This window comes from Phenylobacterium sp. LjRoot97, assembly GCF_964254345.1.
Taxonomy (GTDB): Bacteria; Pseudomonadota; Alphaproteobacteria; order Caulobacterales; family Caulobacteraceae; genus Phenylobacterium.
The window spans coordinates 306,184-325,091 of sequence record NZ_CAXUTH020000001.1; the positions used below are offsets into that span (position 1 = coordinate 306,184).

Sequence of the window (18,908 nt, forward strand, 5' to 3'; positions counted from 1 at the left end):
CTTGGAACATGGCCGCGCGTCCGACATGGCAGGGCTATCTGCGCCTGTCGCTGGTGAGTTGCCCGGTGGCGCTCTACACGGCGACATCGCGCAGCGCCGACGTCTCCTTCAACATGCTGCACAAGGAGACGCACAACCGCATCCGCATGATCCCCACAGACCCGGAAACCGGGCCGGTCGATCGCGCCGATATCGTCAAGGGATACGAGATCGAGAAGGGCCGCTACGTCGTTGTCACCGACGAGGAGATCAAGAACGTGCGGCTGGAAACGACCCGCACCATCGACATCGAGCGGTTCGTCGATGCGGCCGAAATCGACCGGCTTTACTGGAACGACCCCTACTTCCTGACCCCCGACGGCGATCTGGCGGCCGAGGCGTTCGGGGTGATCCGCGAGGCGATGGAGGGGGCCGGCAAGCTGGCGCTCGCCCGGGTGGTCATGCACCAGCGCGAACGGCTGATGGCGCTGGAGCCGCGCGACCAGGGGATCGTCGCCTACACCATGCGCAACAACAAGGAAGTGAAGGATCCGGCCGAGTTCTTCGACCGCATTCCCGACGTGAAGGCCGACCCCAAGATGGTCGCCATCGCCGAGAAGATCATCGAGCAGCTGGAAGGCGCCTTCGATCCGAGCGAGTTCAACGACCGCTACGAGGACGCGCTGCGCAAGCTGATCGCCGACAAGGAAGCCCACCACGGCGTCGTCTCGAAGCTCGAGGAGCCGAAGGAGGCCGAGGTCATCGACCTCATGGAAGCCTTGCGCCGCAGCCTCGGGGAGGGCGGGCCGCGACGCAAGACCGAGCCGCGCGGGGCCGCCAAGAAGAGCGCCCCGCGCAAGACGCCCGCCCGGAAGCGGGCGTCCTGACGGCGATTACTGGAACATCCCCACGATGACCGAGGCGATGACGCCGGTGGCGGCCGCGGTCAGGATCACGTCGTTGTCGACACGGGTGTAGTAGTAGCCGCGGGGCGGCGGGGGCAGGCGGTAGTAGTTGTAGTTGCTGATCCGATAGCGGTCGGCGCGATAGGCCGGCGGCAGGCGGTCGCCGCGGTTCCAATGACGATACTGGTAACCCGGCGGGCGGTGATAGGCGCTGGCCCGGTACTTACGCTCGGCCTTGCGAATGTCGCGGTCATACTTGCGCTCGGCCTTGTCCATGCGCTTGTCGTAGTGGCGCTCGGCGTGGTCGCGGCGGTCGTCGCCGCGGTACGGCTGAGCGGAGGCGACGCCCGCGCTGGCCAGGACCGACAGGGCGACGGCGGCGGTCAGAAACTTCCTCATAAGCTCTCTCCTATCGAACTGAGAGCCATCATGAGGCGGCGAGCTTGAGCCTGACCTGAACCGTACTGTTCGGCTGCGGTTCATCTTGGCGGCGAAGCTGTGGCCGATGTTTCAGCCCAGACGCTTGATTGCGGTTTCCAGCGGCCGCTCGCCGTCGGCGTAGTCGGCCCAGGCGTTGGTCTTGGCCAGCAGCGCCGGAGCGGTGCGGACCGTATAGCGCCGCGGATCGAGCCCGGCGCGGACTTGGCTCCAGGTCAGCGGAAACGACACGGTCGCCCCGTCGCGCGCCCGCGGCGACAGCGGCGCGACCGCCGTCGAAAGCCGGTCGTTGCGCAGATAGTCGAGGAAGATCCGCCCCTGCCGGACCTTCTTGGCCATGTTGGCCACATAGCGATCGGGCTCGTCCGCGGCCATCTGCTCGCAGAGTTTCTTGGCGAACGCCTTGGCGGTCGGCCAGTCCAGTTCGCCCTTGGGCGGGGCCAGCGGAGTGACCACGTGCAGGCCCTTGCCGCCGGTGGTCTTGCAGAACGCGATGAGGCCCAGGTCCTCCAACCGGTCTCGCACGTCGCGGGCGGCGGCCACCACGGTGTCGAAGTCTACGTCAGGGCCCGGATCGAGGTCCAAGATCAGCCGGCCGGGCGTCTCCGGCGCGTGCGGTCGGCAGTTCCACGGGTGGTATTCGGCCGCCCCGATCTGGGCCAAGGCGGCCAGCGCCTCGATGCGGTCGACCTGCAGATAAGCGGCGTGATCGCCGAACACCTCGACCTGCGACAGCAGCGGCGAAGCGCCCTTGCCGGCGTGGCGCTGAAAGAACTGCTCGCCGCCCAGGCCGTCGGGAACGCGGATGATCGAGCAGGGCCGTCCCTCGATGTGCGGCATCATCCACGCGCCGACCGCTTCCAGATATTGGGCGAGGTCGAGTTTGGTGACCGGCGCGTCGCTGTCGGCGGAGTTCGGCCACAGCGCCTTGTCGGGGCTGGAGATGGTCACGCCCATCACGCTCGGATCGCCCATGCGCTTCCTCGGCGGGTCAGGTTTGGGTGGGGGAGCGGTCTCGGCCTCGACCTCGCCGGCCGGCTTGTCCTCGCGCAGGCCCTTGAAGGCGCCCTGCCGCACCGCGCCGCTGTCGGTGTAGCCGGCGAACTCGATTTCGGCGACCAGTTCGGGCCGCGCCCAGTTGATGTCGCCTTCCTTGCGTGGGGCCCCGGGGCCGCTGAAAGGGCTCTTGGCGGCCGCCACCGCTTCCAGTCGCGGCAGAACGCGACTGACCACGGCGCTGCTGAAGCCCGTGCCGACCCGGCCCGCATAGACCAGCGCGCCGTCCTGGTAGCGACCGACCAGCAGCGAGCGCAGGCGGCCCTTCTCGCCGGTCCAGCCGCCGATCACCACCTCGTCGCCGGGACGCAGCTTGGCCTTGCTCCAGGTGTCGCTGCGGCCTGAGCGATAGGGTGCGTTCAGCCGCTTTGAGACGATGCCTTCCAGCTCGAGCCGCTGGGCCGAGCGCCAGACCGCTTCGCCGGACGCATCGAAGTGCTCGACATAGCGGATGGCGTCATCGCGCCCCTCGATCAGCGCCTTGAGCCGGGTCTTTCGCTCGCTGAGCGGCGCTTCGCGCAGGTCCTCGCCGGCTTCGAACAGCAGGTCAAAGGCGTAGTAGATCAACTCGTCGCTGCGTCCGTCCGACAGCGCCGCCTGCAGGGCGGCGAAACTGAGGTCACCGTTGTCGTCCAAAGCGACGGCCTCGCCGTCGAGGATGCAGTCCGGGAGATCGGCGGCCGCGTCGGCGACCGCTTGGAAACGCTCGGTCCAATCCAGCCCTTTGCGCGTGCGCAGCCGGGCCTCGCCCGCCGCGACGCGCAGCTGCATGCGGTAGCCGTCGAACTTGACCTCATGTGCCCAGCCCGAGCCGTTCGGCGGCTTGTCTTGCGACCGGCAGAGCTGCGGTTCGATGAAGTCGGGCATCGTCGCGGCTTTGCTTTTCGCCCGACGTGGCGCCGGCTTGGCCGCCGCGGGAGCGGGGCCGGAGGCTGCGCCGCGCGGCTTGCTCTGCCACACGTCGTCGGCGCGGCCCTGACGGGCGGTCATGAACGGGCTCGGCGCCTTGCCCTTGCCGGCGGTGATCTGCGCCATCTCCCGGCCCGAGGCGACCGAAGTGTCATTGTCCTTGAGCAGGGCGTCGTCGTCGCCTTCGCGGGCGAACTGGTCGCGATGTTTGATCAGCAGCCAGTTGTTGCGCTCACCGCCGTCGCGATCGCGCTTCATCCGCACCAGCACGAAGCCGCCATGTAGGCGCTCGCCTTCCAGGACGATCTTCAGGTCGCCCTTTTCGAGGCCGGCATGGACGTCGGTCCCCGGCTCGGGCGCCCAGAAGCCGCGGTCCCAAAGCATGACCGTGCCGCCGCCGTACTGACCCTTGGGGATAGCGCCTTCGAAATCGCCGTAGTCGAGCGGATGGTCCTCGACCTCGACCGCCAGCCTACGTTCGTGGGGGTCGAGGGAGGGGCCCTTGGTCACCGCCCAGGACTTGAAGACCCCGTCCAGTTCCAGCCGGAAGTCGTAGTGCAGCCGGGTCGCCGCGTGCTTCTGGATCACGTAGCGCAGGTGCTTGGCTGGCTTCACCTTCGCCCGACCGCTCGGCTCCGCCGTCTGGGTGAAGTCCCGCATGGACTGATAGCGGGCGAGCTTGTTCGCCATAGAAGGGTCCCTCGGCCGTCCGCGCGCGGTCGGACTCGCGCGTGGCGGCGAGCGCGTTCACGAACGCGTCCCGCCAGGCGGTGACGTCTTCCCGCTGGACGTTGTCGAAGAGAGCGCGCCAGCGCTCGATTCGCTCCATCAGGTCCATGGACAGCGCCCTGTGCAGCGCCTCGGCGATCTCCTCGGGGCTGTTGGGATTGACGATCAGCGCGCTCTTCAGCTGGTTCGCCGCGCCGGCGAAACGCGAGAGCACGAGCACCCCTGGGTCGGCCGGATCCTGTGCGGCGACGAACTCCTTGGCCACGAGGTTCATGCCGTCGCGCAGCGGCGTCACCAGCGCCACCTTGGCGGCGCGGTAGATGCCGGCCAGTTCGTCGCGGCGGTAGTTGCGGTTCACGTAGCGGACCGGGTTCCAGTCGATGTCCGCATACTCGCCGTTGATACGGCCGGAGAGGGCGTCGAGGCGGGCGCGGATCTCCTGATAGGCCTCGACGCTTTCGCGACTGAGCGGCGCGATCTGCAGGAACAGCACCTCGCGGCGCAGCTCCGGGTAGGTGGCCAGCAGGCGCTCGAAGCCGAGGAACCGCTCCTCCACGCCCTTGGAGTAGTCGAGCCGATCAACGCCGATGACCATTTTCCGGAACGCCGTGTGGGCGGCCATGACGTCGAACGTGCGCCGGGCGATCGTGCTTTCGCTGAGCTCTGCGAAGTCTTGCGCGTCGATGCCGATCGGGAATGCGCCGACCCGCACACTGCGGCCGAAGGCGCGCAGCTGGCCCTCGCCGGTGACGACCCCGCGCGCTTCGTTGAGCACGTACTCCTCGAACGCCTGGCGGTACTCCGGGGTCTGGAACCCGACCAGATCGTAGGCGAACAGCGCCTCCACCAGCTGGCGGTGCCGCGGCAGGGTGATCAGCAGCTGATGGGCCGGCCAGGGGATGTGCAGGAAGAAGCCGATCCGGTTCTTGATGCCGAGTTCGCGCAGTTCGCGGGCCAGCGGGATCAGGTGGTAGTCGTGCACCCAGATCAGGTCGTCGGGCTCGATGAGCGGAGCCAGGGTCTCGGCGAAGCGCCGGTTGACCCGTTGGTAGCCTTCGTCGAACGAGCGGTCGTAGGCGGTCAGGTCCTGGCGGTAGTGGAACAGCGGCCACAGCGTCTTGTTGGCGTAGCCGTTGTAGTACTCGTTGAGGTCGGCCTCCTCGAGGTCGACGGTGGCGACGGTCACGCCGTCGACGCGTTGCAGGTTGAGCTGGCCGGTGAACTCCGGCGCGGTCTTGCCGCTCCAGCCGAACCACAGGCCGGAGTATTCGCGCAGCGCCGCGGCCAGGGCCATGGCCAGGCCGCCGACCGTTTCCTCGCCCTTGCCGGCCGGCGGCGTGACGCGATTGGAGACGACGATCAGGCGGCTCATGCGGCGCCCTCCAGCCAGGACAGCGCCTCCTCGACGCCGTCCATGCGGTAGATGGCGGTGGTGCGCCGCTGCGGCCCGACGAGCACGCCATAGCCGCCGAGTTGGCGCACTGCGAAGAAGCCGTGCTCGTCGGTCAGGTCATCGCCCAGGAAGACCGGCTGAGCGCCCTTGAACGGGTGCTCGGCCATGAAGGCGCGGATGGCGTCGCCCTTGCTGGCGCCGGGCGTGCGCAGTTCCACGACCATGTCGCCGGGTTGCAGCGTCAGGCCGGTGATCGTCGCGATCCGCTCGGCCAGGTCGATCGCCTCCTGGCCGCGATCGGGCGCCAGCCGATAGTGCAGGGTCAGGCTGAGCGTTTTGTCCTCGATCAGCAGCCGCGGGTCGCCGGCGGCGAAATCTTTCAGGGAGGCGCGAGCCGAGGCCAGGCCCGGATGCGGCGGCGCTTCGCCGACCACGCCGCGGGCGTCACGGCGTACGAGCCCGTGGATCGCCGCTGCGCAGGCCACGCGACCTTCAAGGATGCGGTCGATGTCGTCCAGCGAGCGGCCGCTGACCACCGCCAGCCGCCCCTGCATGCGGGTCGCCAACCGGCTCAGCAGATCGTTGCGCCGCCGGTCCGGACCGACGTCCTCGGGGCGCTTGGCGATCGGGGCCAGCGTTCCGTCGAGGTCCAGGAACAGGGCTGCGCCTTCCAGCGCCAGCCGGGTCGGAGGCCGTTCAAGGCCGATGCTCAGTTCGTCGATACTCATACGCGCCTTTGCCCCGCAGCCGAACGACAAACGCCCGACCGGGCGGTTCGATCCGGCGCCGCCACGGCGCAAATCTTCCGCCGGAAGGAGAGGGGTCCGTCAGAAGGGCTTGACGTCGCACGTGCGAACGCCGCTATGCGCACACGATAACGTTTACTCGCGAAAAGGTGACAGCAGATGGCCGAGCAGCCCCTGGCCGACGTTATCGTGCTCTTCGGCGGGACGGGCGACCTCGCCCAGAAAATGCTGTTCCCGTCGCTGTATAATCTGGATGCGGACGGTTTCCTCAGCGAGCGCTTCGGGATCATCGCCACGGCGCGCGCCGACATCACCCGCGAGGCCTTCGTAACCCAGATCAAGGAGGCCGTCTCGGCCCGGGTCGGCGGCGGGGGACTGGACGACAAGACCTGGGCGCGGTTCGAAAAGCGCCTGCAGTACGTCGGGGCCGACGCGACCACTCCGGACGGCGCGGCGGGGCTGAAGGCGGCGCTCGGCGACGCCAAGACGCCGATCTACTACCTGGCCCTGTCGCCCAGCATCTATGGCCGCGTCTGCGCGGCCCTGGCGGGGGCGGGCATGGCCGGGCCGGGGACCCGGATCGTGCTCGAGAAGCCGATCGGCCGCGACCTGGAGAGCTCGAAGGTCATCAACGGCGCGGTGGCCGCGGTCTTCCCGGAGGAGAGCATCTTCCGGATCGACCACTACCTCGGCAAGGAGACGGTGCAGAACCTGCTGGCGCTGCGCTTCGCCAACACCCTGTTCGAGCCGCTCTGGAACAACCTGACCATCGACCACGTGCAGATCACCGTGGCCGAGACCGAGGGCGTCGGCGACCGTTGGCCCTACTACGACGAGTACGGCGCGCTGCGCGACATGGTGCAGAACCATATGCTGCAGCTGCTCTGCCTGGTGGCGATGGAGCCGCCGTCGGACATGGAGCCGGACAGCGTTCGCAACGAGAAGGTCAAGGTGCTGCGCTCGCTGCGCCCGGTCACCCGCGCCGACGTGCAGACCGTCAGCGTCCGCGGCCAGTACACGCCGGGCGTCACCTCCGGCGCGGCGGTCGACGGCTACGAGGCTGAGCGCGGCCAGCCGACCGGCACGGAAACCTTCGTGGCGCTGCGCGCCGACATCGACAACTGGCGCTGGGCCGGCGTGCCGTTCTTCCTGCGCACCGGCAAGCGGCTGCCCGAGCGGCGCACCCAGATCGCCATCCAGTTCAAGCCGGTGCCGCACTCGATCTTCGAGGGCGCGGCCAAGGCGGACATGGCGGCCAACCGCCTGGTCATCGACCTGCAGCCGGACGAGGACATCGAACTGCTGCTGATGAACAAGGCGCCGGGGCTGTCGGAGCGCGGCATGCGCCTGCAGTCGCTGCCGCTGTCGCTGTCGCTGGCCAAGGCCTATTCGGGGCCCAATTCGCGCCGCCGGATCGCCTATGAGCGGTTGATTCTCGACGTGATCCAGAACAACAGCACGCTGTTCGTCCGCCGCGACGAGGTCGAACGCGCCTGGGAGTGGATCGACGGCGTGGCCGACGCCTGGCGGGAGTCTTCGATGGCGCCCAAACCGTACGCCGCAGGCAGCTGGGGGCCGGCCGGCGCCTTCGCCCTGATCGAGCGCTCGGGCCGGGCCTGGTACGACTAGTCCAGGTCGATCCTGAAGCGGCGGCGCTCGCCGCTCTCGCAGTCGGTCAGCTCGACCTCGTCCTCGTGGACGAGATCGGCGAATTCCAGGGCTGCGTCCTCGAAGCTGGCGCCGACGATCTCATAGGTCGCGCCGCCGGCGGCGCGGGCTTCGTAGCGGTGCAGGGTCTGCGTGGCATGGAACATGGGGCCGCCCTTTCAGCGTGTCCCCATAAGGAATCCATGATTCGCCAAAAGGATTCATCGGACAGACGCCCACGGCCGCGACAACATTGTCGCACAGTTGATCAGCCCGACCAGCGAGTAGGTCTGCGGGTAGTTGCCCCAGAGCTCGGCGCCGTCGAAGGCGATGTCCTCTGACAGCAGGCCCGCGGCGGTGCGGCGCTCCAGCATCTCCTCGAACAGCTGACGCGCCTCTTCGGAACGGCCGGAGAGATGCAGCGCCTCGATGAGCCAGAAGGTGCAGAAATTGAACGCCGTCTTGGGTTCCCCGAAGTCGTCGGGGATCGCATAGCGGAGCATGTAGGGCCCGCGGCGAAGGCCCTTTTCGACCGCGGCGATGGTCGCGGCCATGCGCGGGTCGTCGGGGCTGACGAAGCGGACGTCGACCAGCTGCAGCAGACTGGCGTCCAGTTCGTCGCCCTCGAAGGTGGCGGCGAAGCGGCCGAGCTTGGGGTTCCAGGCGCGGGTCTCGATGGTCTTGCGGATCTCCGCCGCGCGGGCGTTCCAGTGATCGGCGCGGTCGGCCAGGCCGAGCTTGCGGGCCGCATTGCCTAGCCGGTCGCAGGCCGCCCAGCACATGACCGCCGAGTAGGTGTGGATGCTCTCGCGGCCGCGGAACTCCCAGAGACTGGCGTCGGGCTTGTCGTGCATCTCGTAGGCGCGGTCGCCGACACGCTCAAGGGCCTTGAAATCCTCAGCGTTCGCCGGCCGCAGCAGGCGTTCGTCGAAGAAGGCCTGCACGGTGGACAGGATAATTTGTCCGTACACGTCGTGTTGCAGATGCTCGTGGGCCTGGTTGCCGATGCGCACCGGTCCCATGCCGCGATAGCCGGGCAGGTGCTCGGCGAAATGCTCGGTCAGGGCCGGCTCCATGCCGACGCCGTAGAGCGGCTGCACGTGGCCGCCAGCGGTGCGGTCGACGAGATTGCGCAGATAGCCGAGATAGTTCTCGAGCATGTCGGCCGCGCCCAGGCGGTTCAGGGCCTGGACCACGTAGTACGCGTCTCGCAGCCAGCAGTAGCGGTAGTCCCAGTTGCGGCCGCTCTCGGCGTGCTCGGGGATCGAGGTGGTCAGGGCCGCGACGATGGCTCCCGTCTCCTCGTGCGCGCAGAGCTTGAGTGTGATGGCGGCGCGGATCACCGCCTCCTGCCACTCGAGCGGGACGGCCAGGTTGCGCACCCAGCCGCGCCAGTAGGACGTGGTCTCGCCCAGCATCCGCTCGCAGGTGGCGGCGAGGTCCGCGTCGAAGCCTTCGTCCGGGCCAAGGAACATCGATACCGGCTGTTCCAGGCGGAACAACCGCTCGCCGGTGATGTGCGAAACCGGGGCGTCGGTGGTCAGCCGCAGGGTGGTCTCGCCGCCGACGAAGCGGATGTGATTGGAGCCTGTCGTGTGGTCGGCGGGCCGTTCGCCCCAGTTGACCATGGGCCGCACGCGGATGCGGATCTTGGGTGTTCCGACCAGCGGGCGCACCAGGCGGATAATGGCAAGGGGCCGATAAATCCTGCCGAACTGCCGATAGCGGGGGCAGAAGTCGATGATCTGGACCATCGCCCCGTCGGCGTCGGTGACCTCGGTGCAGACCACCGGGGTGTTGCGCAGATAGCTCTGGGCGACGTGCACCTGGTTCTCGACCTGGATGTCCCAAAACCCGTGCGCGTCTGGGTTTGCGTCGGGTTCCTCGCCGAGCAGGGTGCAGAACATGGGGTCGCCGTCGACGCGGGGGGCGCAGGCCCACACCAGTCGTCCGGCACGGTCGATGAGGCCGCTGGCCGCGCAGTTGCCGATCGGGAAGAGGTCGAGAGTCTGGGTCATTCGTCAGGAATTCGCGAAGCGCCTCCAGGTTCTTGCCGATTGTGCAGGTCGGGCGTTCTCGAATCGACCTCGATCGGGGAAAGACTCCCTTCGCCTGCCGGTTGGGCCATAGTGCGGCCCGACCCGATGACGCCGATGGAGGCCAGATGATCCGCGACCGCCGCGCCCGTATCGTCGCGACGCTCGGCCCGGCCAGCCGCGAGGCCGGCAAGGTCGTCCAGCTGGCGCTGGCCGGGGCCGACGTGTTCCGCGTGAACTTCAGCCACGGCACGCACGACGACCACGCCAGGACCATCGCCAACGTCCGCGCCGCCGAGGCCGCTGTCGGGCGTCCGCTGGCTGTGCTGGCCGACCTGCAGGGCCCGAAGATTCGGCTGGGCGAGTTCGCCGACCGCAGCGTGCGGCTGAAGGCCGGCCAGGACTTCCGGCTCGACGTCTCCGACGAGCCGGGCGACGCCAGCCGCGTCGGCGTGCCGCTGGCCGAAGTGTTCAGCGTGCTGCGGCCCGGCTCGGACATCCTGCTCGACGACGGCAAGGTGCGGCTGCGGGTGCGCCGCAACGGCCCGGGTTTCGCCGAGACCGAGGTGCTGTCGGGCGATACCCTCTCTAACCACAAGGGCCTGAACCTGCCCGGCCACGCCATCCCGGTGCCGGCCCTGACCGCCAAGGACCGCGAGGACCTGGCCTTCGCCCTGCAGCAGAACGTCGACTGGGTGGCGCTCAGCTTCGTGCAACGCGCCTCGGACATGGCCGAGCTGCGCCAGATCGTGCAGGGCCGCGCGGCGGTGCTGGCCAAGATCGAGAAGCCGGCGGCGATCGAGGCGCTCGACGAGATCCTCGACCTCTGCGACGGGGTGATGGTGGCCCGCGGGGACCTGGGGGTGGAGCTGAACCCCGAGGACGTGCCGGTGGTGCAGAAGTCGCTGGTCCGCGCCGCGCGCACCCGCGGCATTCCGGTGATCATCGCCACGCAGATGCTCGAGTCGATGATCCATGCCCCGAGCCCGACCCGGGCCGAAGCCTCCGACGTCGCCGGCGCGGTTTACGAGGGCGCCGATGCGGTGATGCTGTCGGCCGAGACGGCGGCGGGCGAGTATCCGGTCGAGGCGGTGACGATCATGAACCGCATCCTGACGAGGGTGGAGCAGGATCCGCGCTGGCCCGAACTGATGCGCGCTGAGTATCCGGTCGAGGACGCCGACGCCGACGCCCTGGTCGCGGCGGCCAGCCGGGCGGCCGAGACCGCCTCGACCGCCTGCATCGCGGCCTTCACCACCACCGGCCGCACGGCCCTGCGGCTGGCGCGCGAGCGGCCGTTGCAGCCGACCCTGGCGCTGACGCCCAACCTGCACGCCGCGCGGATGCTGGCCCTGGTCTGGGGCGTCGAGGCGCGCGTGGTGGCGCAGGTCGACGACGCCGAGGAGCTGGCCAAGCTGGCCGTCGATCAGGCGCTGGCCGCCGAACTGGCCCGGCCCAACCAGCGGGTGATCATCCTGGCCGGTCTGCCGATGGGCTCGCCCGGCGCGGCCAACATCCTGCGTATCGCCCACGCGCCGCGCCGCTAGCGCACGCGAACCGGGAAGCCGGTGTGGCTGCGGCCCTGGACGTCGACACGGCGGCCCGTGCGCTCGAACAGCAGGTCGACCTTTTCGTCGCCGACCCTCAGGCCGTCGATCTCCAGGCGGTCGATGCCGATCGGCAACCGCGGATCGGCCACGCGGATCTCGCGGTTCCAGCCGTCGACCGAGACGCCGAGAACCGACTGCAGCATCATGAACACCGAACCGGCGGCCCAGGCCTGGGGCAGGCAGGCGACCGGATAGGCGACGGGCGGCTCGCCGGCCATGCGCGGGAAGCCGCAGAACAGCTCGGGCAACCGCATCTCGAAACTGATCGCGGTCTCGAATAGGCCCGAAGTCAGCGACGCGACGCCGTCGCGTTCGCCATAGCGCGACAGGCCCATGGCGCAGACCGCGGTGTCGTGCGGCCAGACCGAGCCGTTGTGGTAGCTCATCGGGTTGTAGCGCGGCTCGCCGGTGGCCAGGGTGCGCAGGCCCCAGCCGGTGTCGAACGCCGCCGACATCAACCGCTCGGCGACCTTGCGCGCCCGCTCGGGACTGGGCAGGCCCGAGAACAGCAGGTGGCCCGGGTTGCTGCTCAATACGCGGCAGAGGTCGCCTTTGCCGTCGATGGCGATGCCGTAGAAGTCGTGCTCGTCCATCCAGAACCGCCGCTCGACCGCCTCGCGGATCTGTTCGGCGCGGGCGGCCCAGCGGGCGGCGTTGTCCTGATCGCCGCGATGGTGGGCGAGCTTGGCCATCGCCCGATAGGCGGCGAAGGCGTAGCCCTGCACCTCGACGAGGGCGATAGGGCCGTCGGGAAACCGGCCGTCGGCGTGGAAGACGCTGTCCTCGCTGTCCTTCCAGCCCTGGTTGGCGAGGCCTGAATCCTTGCCGCGCTTGTAGTCGATCAGGCCGTCGCCGTCGGAATCGCCGAACCGCTCGATCCAGCGAACGGCCGCGATGAGCGCGGGCCAGAGGTCGTCGATCAGCACCAGGTCGCCGGTCCGCTCGGCGTAGGCGCCCGCCAGGGCGACGAACAGCGGCGTGGTGTCGACCCCGCCGTAGTAGCGGGCGAACGGCACCTCGCCCAAGGCCGGCATCTCGCCCTTGCGGGTCTCGTGCATGATCTTGCCGGGCGCGGAGTCGCGGAAGGCCGACACCTCCTCGGCCTGGTGGGCGGCAAGGTAGGTCAGCACGCCGCGCGCCAGCGACGGTTCGAACCACAGGATCTGCCAGGCGGTGATGATCGCATCGCGGCCGAAGGCGGTCGAGAACCAGGGGATGCCGGCATATGGATAGGGGCCGGTCTCCATGCGGGTGGTCAGCAGCGCCAGGTCGGCGCGCGACTTCTCCAGCCACTCATTGAACAGCCGCCCCGAGCTCTTGATGCGGGCGCCGTGGCGGCGGCGGGCGCGCATGTCCCAGCGCGCGCGGGCCGCGGCGTAGCGGTAGCGGTGGCGGTCGGGGGGCGGGGCGCTGGAGGCCCCGATCTCCATGTAGAGCTCCAGCCGGCCCTCGGGCTGCAGCGAGTACATGTAGTCGGCGCGCGTGCCGCTGATGCGGGCCGGCGGGTCGGAGAACGAGACCAGGCTGGTGCGCTCGACGCCGTCCAGGCCTTCGTAGCGGAACCGCACGCTGCGGCCGTCGACGTTGGGCGGATGCAGCCGCCCGCGCCGCTCGCGCCGCATGCCGCGGACCTCGAACATGTCGCGGAAGTCGGCCCCGAACTCAACCGAGAGGGGGATCAGCACCACGTCGCGGCTGTAGTTGACGCAGCAGATGCGCTCATAAAGCCGCTCCTCCCACAGGAAGCGCTTTCGCTCGACATGCAGCACGCCGGGCGGTCCGACCGGTCCCCCGGGATAGGGCAGGGCCTGGTTGGCGCCGTGCGAGGTGAAGAACACGTTGTCCTGGGCGATGGCGGCCGACAGCAGCGACGGCGGCCGCCCGCCCAGCAGCAGGCGGAAATGCGAGAGGATGCGGGTGTCGTTGTGAAACAGCCCGTCGCCCGCGCCGATGATGTCGCCGAAGGCGTCGGCCACCACGAAGGTGTCCTTGTCCTTGAGCGCGAACAGCCGGTGCGGAACTCTCGGTTCGCCCGTCTCACCCGTTTCGACCGGCGCATCGGGGGCCGGCGCGAGATCGTCCATGAGCCCTACCTCAGGCGTTCGCCGCCAGAGCGACGCCGCGTTCGGGGCGAGCGCCGGCCAGGCGGGCGTAGAGGTCGAGATAGCGCCTGGCCATGGCCACGCTCGAGAAACGCTCGTCAAATCTGCGCCGCACGTCGCGGCGGTTCAAGTTCGGGATCCTGCTGATGGCTTCGAGCGCCTCATCTTCGCTGGAGACGATGAATCCGGTCAGTCCGTCGTCGATCACCTCGGGCACCGAACCGCAGCCGTAGGCGATCACCGGCGTGCCGCAGGCCATGGCCTCGATCATCACCAGGCCGAAGGGTTCGGGCCAGTCGATCGGGAACAGCAGCGCCCTGGCGTTGCCGAGGAAGGCCGACTTCTCGTCGTCGCCGATTTCGCCCACGAACTCGATCAGCTTCTGGCCGATCAGCAGGGGTTCGATCTTGTCCTGGAAGTAGCGCAGGTCGGCGTCGTCGACCTTGGCGGCGATCTTCAGCGGCAGGCCGGCGCGCTTGGCCAGGGCGATCGCCCGGTCGGGACGCTTCTCCGGAGATATCCGTCCGAGAAAGGCCAGGTACTGCCCCGGTTCGAACCGGGGCCGGTAGAGGTCGGCCTGCATGCCGTGGTGCACGGTGCCGGCCCAGTTGGCGAAGGCGATCGGCTTGCGCTGGGCGTCGGAGATCGAGACCAGGGGGAACTGCTGCCAGCGCCAGTAGACGCCGGGCAGGTCCTTGAGGTCGAGCCGGCCGTGCAGGGTGGTCAGGGTCTTCTCGGCCACGTCCTCGAAGAACGGGAAGTGGATCATGTCGGTGTGGAAGTGGATGAGGTCGAACTCGTGGGCGCGGCGGCGCACGTCCCAGAGCATCGACATGTGGGCGGCCAGGTCGGACTTCAGCTGCACCGGATCGAGCCGGATCGCCTGGTCGCGGACCTTGACCAGCTGGGCCTTGGTCTGGGCCTCGGCGCTGGCGAACAGGGTGACCTGATGGCCGAGATCAGAGAGGGCGTCGGTCAGGTGGGCGACCACCCGCTCGGTTCCACCGTAGAAGCGGGGCGGTACGGCCTCATAAAGCGGTGGAACTTGAGCGATCCTCATCACGCGGGCTCCTGGTTGTGGGTGGGCGGCTGGCGTCTGGACGCGCCGTGCGGCCGCAGAGGAAGTTCGCGACCGACCGGTCTGGTTCCGAATCAGCCGGTGCTTTTCCGCGCCCCGCGGCGTGAATCGGTGGCGCGTTCGTCGCAGTGCTGCGTTATGGGCGGGACATGATCGAGAGCTACGCAACCTCGGCCGAGCTGGCCGCCGCCGCCGCCGCCGCCACGACGCAGGCCCTGGAGGCGGCCCTGGCCGAGCGTGGAGCGGCCAGCCTGGTCGGCACCGGCGGGCGCTCGCCGGCGCCGGTCTACGATCTGCTAGCCCAGGCCGAGCTCGACTGGAGCCGTATCGCCGTCACGCTGTCGGACGACCGCTTCGTGTCAGCGGAGTCTCCGGACTCCAATGAGCGGCTGGTGCGCGAGCGGCTGCTGACCGGATCGGCCGCCGCAGCGCGCTTCGTGCCGATCAGCACGGCCGCGGACAGCGTCGAAGCCGCCGCGGGCAAGGTGGAGGCTGACGTGCGCGCCATGGCGCCCTATGACGTCATGCTTCTGGGGATGGGCGAGGACGGACACGTCGCTTCGCTGATACCCGGATCGCCTGTGCTGGATCTGGGCATGGATCCGCGCGGACCGCGCTTCTGCCTGGGAATTCCCGCCGGGGTCGGCTCGCCGCCGATCGCGCGGGTGACCATGACCATGCCGGCTCTCCTGCAAGCTCGGCTGATCCTGGTGCTCATCTCCGGGGCCAAGAAGCGTGACATCGTGGAGAAGGGGAACGGTCTGCCCGTGCACGCGCTGCTCAGGCAAGCTAAAGCGCCCGTGCGCGTTCTCTGGACCCCTTGAAAAGTCGGAGCCAGTCATGCCTGTCGCGTTGCACCCCGTCACCGCCGCCGTCACCGCCCGCATCGTCGAGCGCAGCCGCCAGTCCCGCACGGACTATCTGAAACGGATGGAGGCGGCGCAGCACGACGGCCCGGGCCGGGCCAAGCTGTCCTGCGCCAACTGGGCCCACGCCTTCGCCGCCGAGCCGGACGGCGTGAAGCAGCGGATGCGCAACCCGACCGCGCCGAACATCGCCATCGTCTCGGCCTATAACGACATGCTCAGCGCGCACCAGCCGCTGGAGCGCTACCCGGCGATCATCAAGGCGGCGGCGGAAGAGGTCGGCGGCACCGCCCAGTACGCCGGCGGCGTGCCGGCCATGTGCGACGGGGTCACCCAGGGCCGCCCGGGCATGGAGCTGTCGCTGTTCTCGCGGGACGTCATCGCCATGTCGACGGGCGTGGCGCTGACCCACGACGCCTTCGACGGCGCGCTGATGCTGGGGGTCTGCGACAAGATCGTGCCCGGGCTGGTGATCGGGGCGCTGGCCTTCGGCCACCTGCCGACCATCTTCGTGCCGGCCGGGCCGATGACCTCGGGCCTGTCGAACGCCGAGAAGGCCCGCGTGCGCGGCCTGTTCGCCGAGGGCAAGGCGACCCGCGACGAGCTGCTCGACAGCGAGATGAAGTCCTATCACGGGCCGGGCACCTGCACCTTCTACGGCACCGCCAACTCCAACCAGATGATGATGGAGATGATGGGCCTGCACCTGCCGGGCTCGGCCTTCATCCACCCGAACACGCCGCTGCGCGACGCCCTGGTCGCCGCCGCGCCCAAGCGGGCGATCGAGATCGGCCACGGGACCAACGCCTATACGCCGATGGCCCAGGTCGTCGACGAGAAGGCGATCGTCAACGCCGTCGCCGGCCTGCTGGCGACCGGCGGCTCGACCAACCACACCCTGCACATCGTCGCCATGGCGCGGGCGGCGGGCATCATCATCGACTGGTCGGACTTCGACGAGCTTTCCAAGGTCACGCCGCTGCTGGCGCGGGTCTATCCGAACGGCAGCGAGGATGTGAACGCCTTCCATGCGGCCGGGGGCATGGCCTTCGTGGTGCGCGAGCTGCTCGACGCCGGCCTGGCGCACGAGGACGTGGTCACGGTCGCCGGCCAGGGCCTGCGCCACTATCAGAACGAGCCGTTCCTGGAGGACGGCAAGGTGGTCTGGCGCGAAGGCGCCAGGGAGAGCCTGAACCGCGACATCCTGCGGCCGGCGTCCGACCCGTTCCAGCCCGAGGGCGGCATGCGGCTGCTGACCGGGCCGCTCGGCCGGGCGGTGATCAAGACCTCGGCGGTCAAGGACGAGAACCTGGTGGTCGAGGCCCCGGCCGTCGTGTTCGAGGACCAGGAGGATCTGCTGGAGGCGCACAAGCGCGGCGAGCTGAACCGCGACTTCATCGCCGTGGTCCGCTTCCAGGGCCCGAGCGCCAACGGCATGCCCGAGCTGCACAGCCTGACGCCGGTGCTGGGCGTGCTGCAGGACAAGGGCTTCAAGGTGGCGCTGGTCACCGACGGGCGTATGAGCGGCGCGTCGGGCAAGGTGCCGGCCGCCATCCACGTCAGCCCGGAAGCCGCCCATGGCGGCCCGCTGTCGCAGGTGCGCGAGGGCGACATCATCCGGCTGGACGCGCACGCCGGAACGTTGGAGATCAAGCTTGACCCTGAGCAGTTCGCGGGGCGGGAGAAGTTGAGCGTCGCCCAGCCCGGATTCGGCTATGGCCGTGAGTTGTTCGGCTGGATGCGCCGGGCGGCCGCGCCGGCCGAGCAGGGCGGCGGGGCGCTATTCGGAGACGTTGCGTGAAGACCATCTATTCCGGCCTGGTCGGAGACATCGGCGGCACCAACGCGCGTCTGGCCGTGGTCGATTCCACGGGCCGGATCCGCAATCCCAAGACCTATCCCGCCGCCGAGTACGGATCGCTGACCGAGGTGATCGGCGAGTACCTGGAGACCACGGTCGGCCGCCAGAAGGTGCACACCGCGGCGATCGCCGTGGCCGGCCCGGTGGTCGACGGCGAGATCGAGTTCACCAACCTCGACTGGCGGGTCTCGGAGGGCGAGCTGATCGGCACCTTCGAGTTCCACTCGGCCAGGCTGATCAACGACTTCGCGGCCCAGGCGCTGGCCGCGCCGGTGCTCGATCCCGACGATCTGAAGACCATCGGCCCGGCGATGCGCGGAGCCGAGGGCGCGCCGATCCTGGTGCTGGGCGCCGGCACCGGCTTCGGCGTCTCGATGGTGGTGCGCACCGACCGCGGCGACATCGCCGTGCCCTGCGAGGGCGGCCATGCCGGCTTTGCGCCCTATGACGGCGTCGAGGCGGCGATCTGGGCCTCGCTGCGCCGGACCTATGGCCGGGTCTCTATCGAACGGATCCTGTCCGGTCCGGGTCTGTATGCGCTTTATCGCGGCCTGGCCGACGTGCGCGGGGTGCCGGCCGAGCTCAAGGACGAGAAAGAGGTGCTGGGGGCCGGCCAGAAGGGCGGCGACCTACTGGCCGAGGAGACCCTCGATCGGTTCTGCGAGATCCTTGGCTCGGTCGCCGGCGACATCGCCCTGACCTGCGGCGCGCGCGGCGGAGTCTATGTCTCGGGCGGCATCGCGCCGCGGCTGGCCGACCGGCTGGCGGCGGGCGGCTTCCGCCGTCGGTTCGAGGACAAGGGCCGGCTGTCGGACTACACCCGCGACATCCCCACCTATCTGATCGTCCACCCCTATGCGGCGCTGGTCGGCGCCGCCCGCGTGCTCGAGCAACTGGAAGGAAGCCCGCTGTGACCCTCGCCGAGACCCTGAAGCTCGCTCCGGTGGTGCCCGTCCTGATCATCGAGGACGCCGCCCAGGCCGTGCCGCTGGCCAAGGCTTTGGTGGCGGGCGGGCTCTATGCGCTGGAGGTGACGCTGCGCACGCCGGCGGCGCTCGAATGCATCCGCCGCATCGCCGGCGAGGTCGAGGGCGCCGTGGTCGGGGCCGGCACCATCACCACCGCCCAGGCGCGGCAGTCGGCGGCCGACGCCGGCGCGAAGTTCGGGGTCAGCCCCGGCCTGATCGACGGCGAAGGCGTCGACGGGGCCCTGCCGCTGCTGCCGGGGATCGCCACGGCCAGCGAGCTGATGCGCGGCATGCGCGCCGGCTTCACCCACTTCAAGCTGTTCCCGGCCAATGTGGTCGGCGGCGTCGGGGCGCTGAAGGCGTTCGCCAGCCCGTTCCCGCAGGCGAGCTTCTGCCCGACCGGCGGCGTCGACGCCAAGAACGCGCCCGACTACCTGGCCCTACCCAACGTGATCTGCGTCGGCGGCAGCTGGGTCGCCCCGGCCGACGCGGTGCGCGCCGGCGACTGGGGCAAGATCACCGAGCTGGCGAAGGCCGCTTCGGCGTTGGGGAAATAAGCAGCCCAGTTCCCTCGCCCCTTGGGGA

14 protein-coding genes and 1 pseudogene are annotated in these 18,908 nt (G+C 69.4%); 7 read left to right on the top strand and 8 right to left on the bottom strand.

Annotated features, from left to right (window positions below; all coding sequences use genetic code 11):
* Window positions 1-8 precede the first annotated feature (8 nt).
* Window positions 9-866, top strand: coding sequence for a Ku protein (locus tag ACSQ2H_RS01520; RefSeq protein WP_436059714.1), 858 nt, complete (start codon window positions 9-11; stop codon window positions 864-866).
* A 6-nt stretch (window positions 867-872) separates the two neighbouring features.
* Here ACSQ2H_RS01520 and ACSQ2H_RS01525 read toward each other — a convergent pair whose 3' ends face one another.
* The 4 genes and pseudogenes from ACSQ2H_RS01525 to otsB all read right to left on the bottom strand — a co-directional run bounded on the left by ACSQ2H_RS01525 (window position 873) and on the right by otsB (window position 6,137).
* Window positions 873-1,283 (bottom strand): RcnB family protein, encoded by a 411-nt coding sequence (locus tag ACSQ2H_RS01525; RefSeq protein WP_436059715.1) that lies wholly within the window; start codon window positions 1,281-1,283, stop codon window positions 873-875.
* Between the two features lie 111 nt (window positions 1,284-1,394).
* Window positions 1,395-3,977, bottom strand: coding sequence for a DNA ligase D (gene ligD / locus ACSQ2H_RS01530; RefSeq protein ID WP_436059716.1), 2,583 nt, complete (start codon window positions 3,975-3,977; stop codon window positions 1,395-1,397).
* Window positions 3,978-4,083: 106 nt separating this feature from the next.
* Window positions 4,084-5,388: pseudogene (locus ACSQ2H_RS01535) on the bottom strand (alpha,alpha-trehalose-phosphate synthase (UDP-forming)); the annotation flags it as partial.
* The gene (otsB, locus tag ACSQ2H_RS01540; protein ID WP_436059717.1) at window positions 5,385-6,137 is read right to left on the bottom strand and encodes a trehalose-phosphatase; all 753 of its coding nucleotides are present in this window, start codon (window positions 6,135-6,137) and stop codon (window positions 5,385-5,387) included. The pseudogene ACSQ2H_RS01535 and the gene otsB, both read right to left, overlap by 4 nt.
* A gap of 177 nt (window positions 6,138-6,314) precedes the next feature.
* Here otsB and zwf point away from each other — a divergent pair, with 177 nt between their 5' ends.
* Window positions 6,315-7,784: a glucose-6-phosphate dehydrogenase gene (gene zwf, locus ACSQ2H_RS01545; protein WP_436059718.1), complete on the top strand. Its 1,470-nt coding sequence runs from the start codon at window positions 6,315-6,317 to the stop codon at window positions 7,782-7,784.
* Here zwf and ACSQ2H_RS01550 read toward each other — a convergent pair.
* Window positions 7,781-7,969, bottom strand: coding sequence for a DUF5961 family protein (locus ACSQ2H_RS01550; RefSeq protein ID WP_436059719.1), 189 nt, complete (start codon window positions 7,967-7,969; stop codon window positions 7,781-7,783). The two genes, zwf and ACSQ2H_RS01550, sit on opposite strands and share 4 nt — an antisense overlap.
* A 54-nt stretch (window positions 7,970-8,023) precedes the next feature.
* Window positions 8,024-9,820: a glycoside hydrolase family 15 protein gene (locus ACSQ2H_RS01555; RefSeq protein ID WP_436059720.1), complete on the bottom strand. Its 1,797-nt coding sequence runs from the start codon at window positions 9,818-9,820 to the stop codon at window positions 8,024-8,026.
* A 146-nt stretch (window positions 9,821-9,966) separates the two neighbouring features.
* On the opposite strand from ACSQ2H_RS01555, the gene pyk reads away from it, so the two are divergent.
* Complete coding sequence (pyk, locus tag ACSQ2H_RS01560; RefSeq protein WP_436059721.1) at window positions 9,967-11,385, top strand: pyruvate kinase; 1,419 nt, start codon at window positions 9,967-9,969, stop codon at window positions 11,383-11,385.
* On the opposite strand, the gene ACSQ2H_RS01565 is transcribed toward pyk, so the two are convergent.
* Window positions 11,382-13,532, bottom strand: coding sequence for an amylo-alpha-1,6-glucosidase (locus ACSQ2H_RS01565; RefSeq protein ID WP_436059722.1), 2,151 nt, complete (start codon window positions 13,530-13,532; stop codon window positions 11,382-11,384). The two genes, pyk and ACSQ2H_RS01565, sit on opposite strands and share 4 nt — an antisense overlap.
* A gap of 10 nt (window positions 13,533-13,542) precedes the next feature.
* Window positions 13,543-14,610 (bottom strand): glycosyltransferase family 4 protein, encoded by a 1,068-nt coding sequence (locus tag ACSQ2H_RS01570; protein ID WP_436059723.1) that lies wholly within the window; start codon window positions 14,608-14,610, stop codon window positions 13,543-13,545.
* 167 nt (window positions 14,611-14,777) lie between these two features.
* Between ACSQ2H_RS01570 and pgl the strand changes: the two genes are divergently transcribed.
* The 4 genes from pgl to eda are packed head-to-tail and all read left to right on the top strand — an operon-like array spanning window position 14,778 to window position 18,880.
* On the top strand, window positions 14,778-15,452 hold the full coding sequence (gene pgl, locus ACSQ2H_RS01575; RefSeq protein ID WP_436059724.1) for a 6-phosphogluconolactonase: 675 nt from the start codon (window positions 14,778-14,780) through the stop codon (window positions 15,450-15,452).
* 16 nt (window positions 15,453-15,468) lie between these two features.
* Window positions 15,469-17,295: a phosphogluconate dehydratase gene (gene edd / locus ACSQ2H_RS01580; RefSeq protein WP_436059725.1), complete on the top strand. Its 1,827-nt coding sequence runs from the start codon at window positions 15,469-15,471 to the stop codon at window positions 17,293-17,295.
* Window positions 17,292-18,269, top strand: a complete 978-nt coding sequence (glk, locus tag ACSQ2H_RS01585; RefSeq protein WP_436059726.1) for a glucokinase — start codon at window positions 17,292-17,294, stop codon at window positions 18,267-18,269. Before edd ends, glk begins: the two co-directional genes overlap by 4 nt.
* Complete coding sequence (gene eda / locus ACSQ2H_RS01590) at window positions 18,266-18,880, top strand: bifunctional 4-hydroxy-2-oxoglutarate aldolase/2-dehydro-3-deoxy-phosphogluconate aldolase (RefSeq protein ID WP_436059727.1); 615 nt, start codon at window positions 18,266-18,268, stop codon at window positions 18,878-18,880. Before glk ends, eda begins: the two co-directional genes overlap by 4 nt.
* Window positions 18,881-18,908: the final 28 nt, after the last annotated feature.

Coding starts and splice junctions, on each gene's coding strand:
- ACSQ2H_RS01555 (WP_436059720.1), bottom strand. CDS start 9,820: ATGACCCAGACTCTCGACCTCTTCCCGATCGGCAACTGCGCGGCCAGC.
- ligD (WP_436059716.1), bottom strand. CDS start 3,977: ATGGCGAACAAGCTCGCCCGCTATCAGTCCATGCGGGACTTCACCCAG.
- edd (WP_436059725.1), top strand. CDS start 15,469: ATGCCTGTCGCGTTGCACCCCGTCACCGCCGCCGTCACCGCCCGCATC.
- pyk (WP_436059721.1), top strand. CDS start 9,967: ATGATCCGCGACCGCCGCGCCCGTATCGTCGCGACGCTCGGCCCGGCC.
- otsB (WP_436059717.1), bottom strand. CDS start 6,137: ATGAGTATCGACGAACTGAGCATCGGCCTTGAACGGCCTCCGACCCGG.
- ACSQ2H_RS01525 (WP_436059715.1), bottom strand. CDS start 1,283: ATGAGGAAGTTTCTGACCGCCGCCGTCGCCCTGTCGGTCCTGGCCAGC.
- ACSQ2H_RS01550 (WP_436059719.1), bottom strand. CDS start 7,969: ATGTTCCATGCCACGCAGACCCTGCACCGCTACGAAGCCCGCGCCGCC.
- zwf (WP_436059718.1), top strand. CDS start 6,315: ATGGCCGAGCAGCCCCTGGCCGACGTTATCGTGCTCTTCGGCGGGACG.
- ACSQ2H_RS01570 (WP_436059723.1), bottom strand. CDS start 14,610: ATGAGGATCGCTCAAGTTCCACCGCTTTATGAGGCCGTACCGCCCCGC.
- pgl (WP_436059724.1), top strand. CDS start 14,778: ATGATCGAGAGCTACGCAACCTCGGCCGAGCTGGCCGCCGCCGCCGCC.
- ACSQ2H_RS01520 (WP_436059714.1), top strand. CDS start 9: ATGGCCGCGCGTCCGACATGGCAGGGCTATCTGCGCCTGTCGCTGGTG.
- ACSQ2H_RS01565 (WP_436059722.1), bottom strand. CDS start 13,532: ATGGACGATCTCGCGCCGGCCCCCGATGCGCCGGTCGAAACGGGTGAG.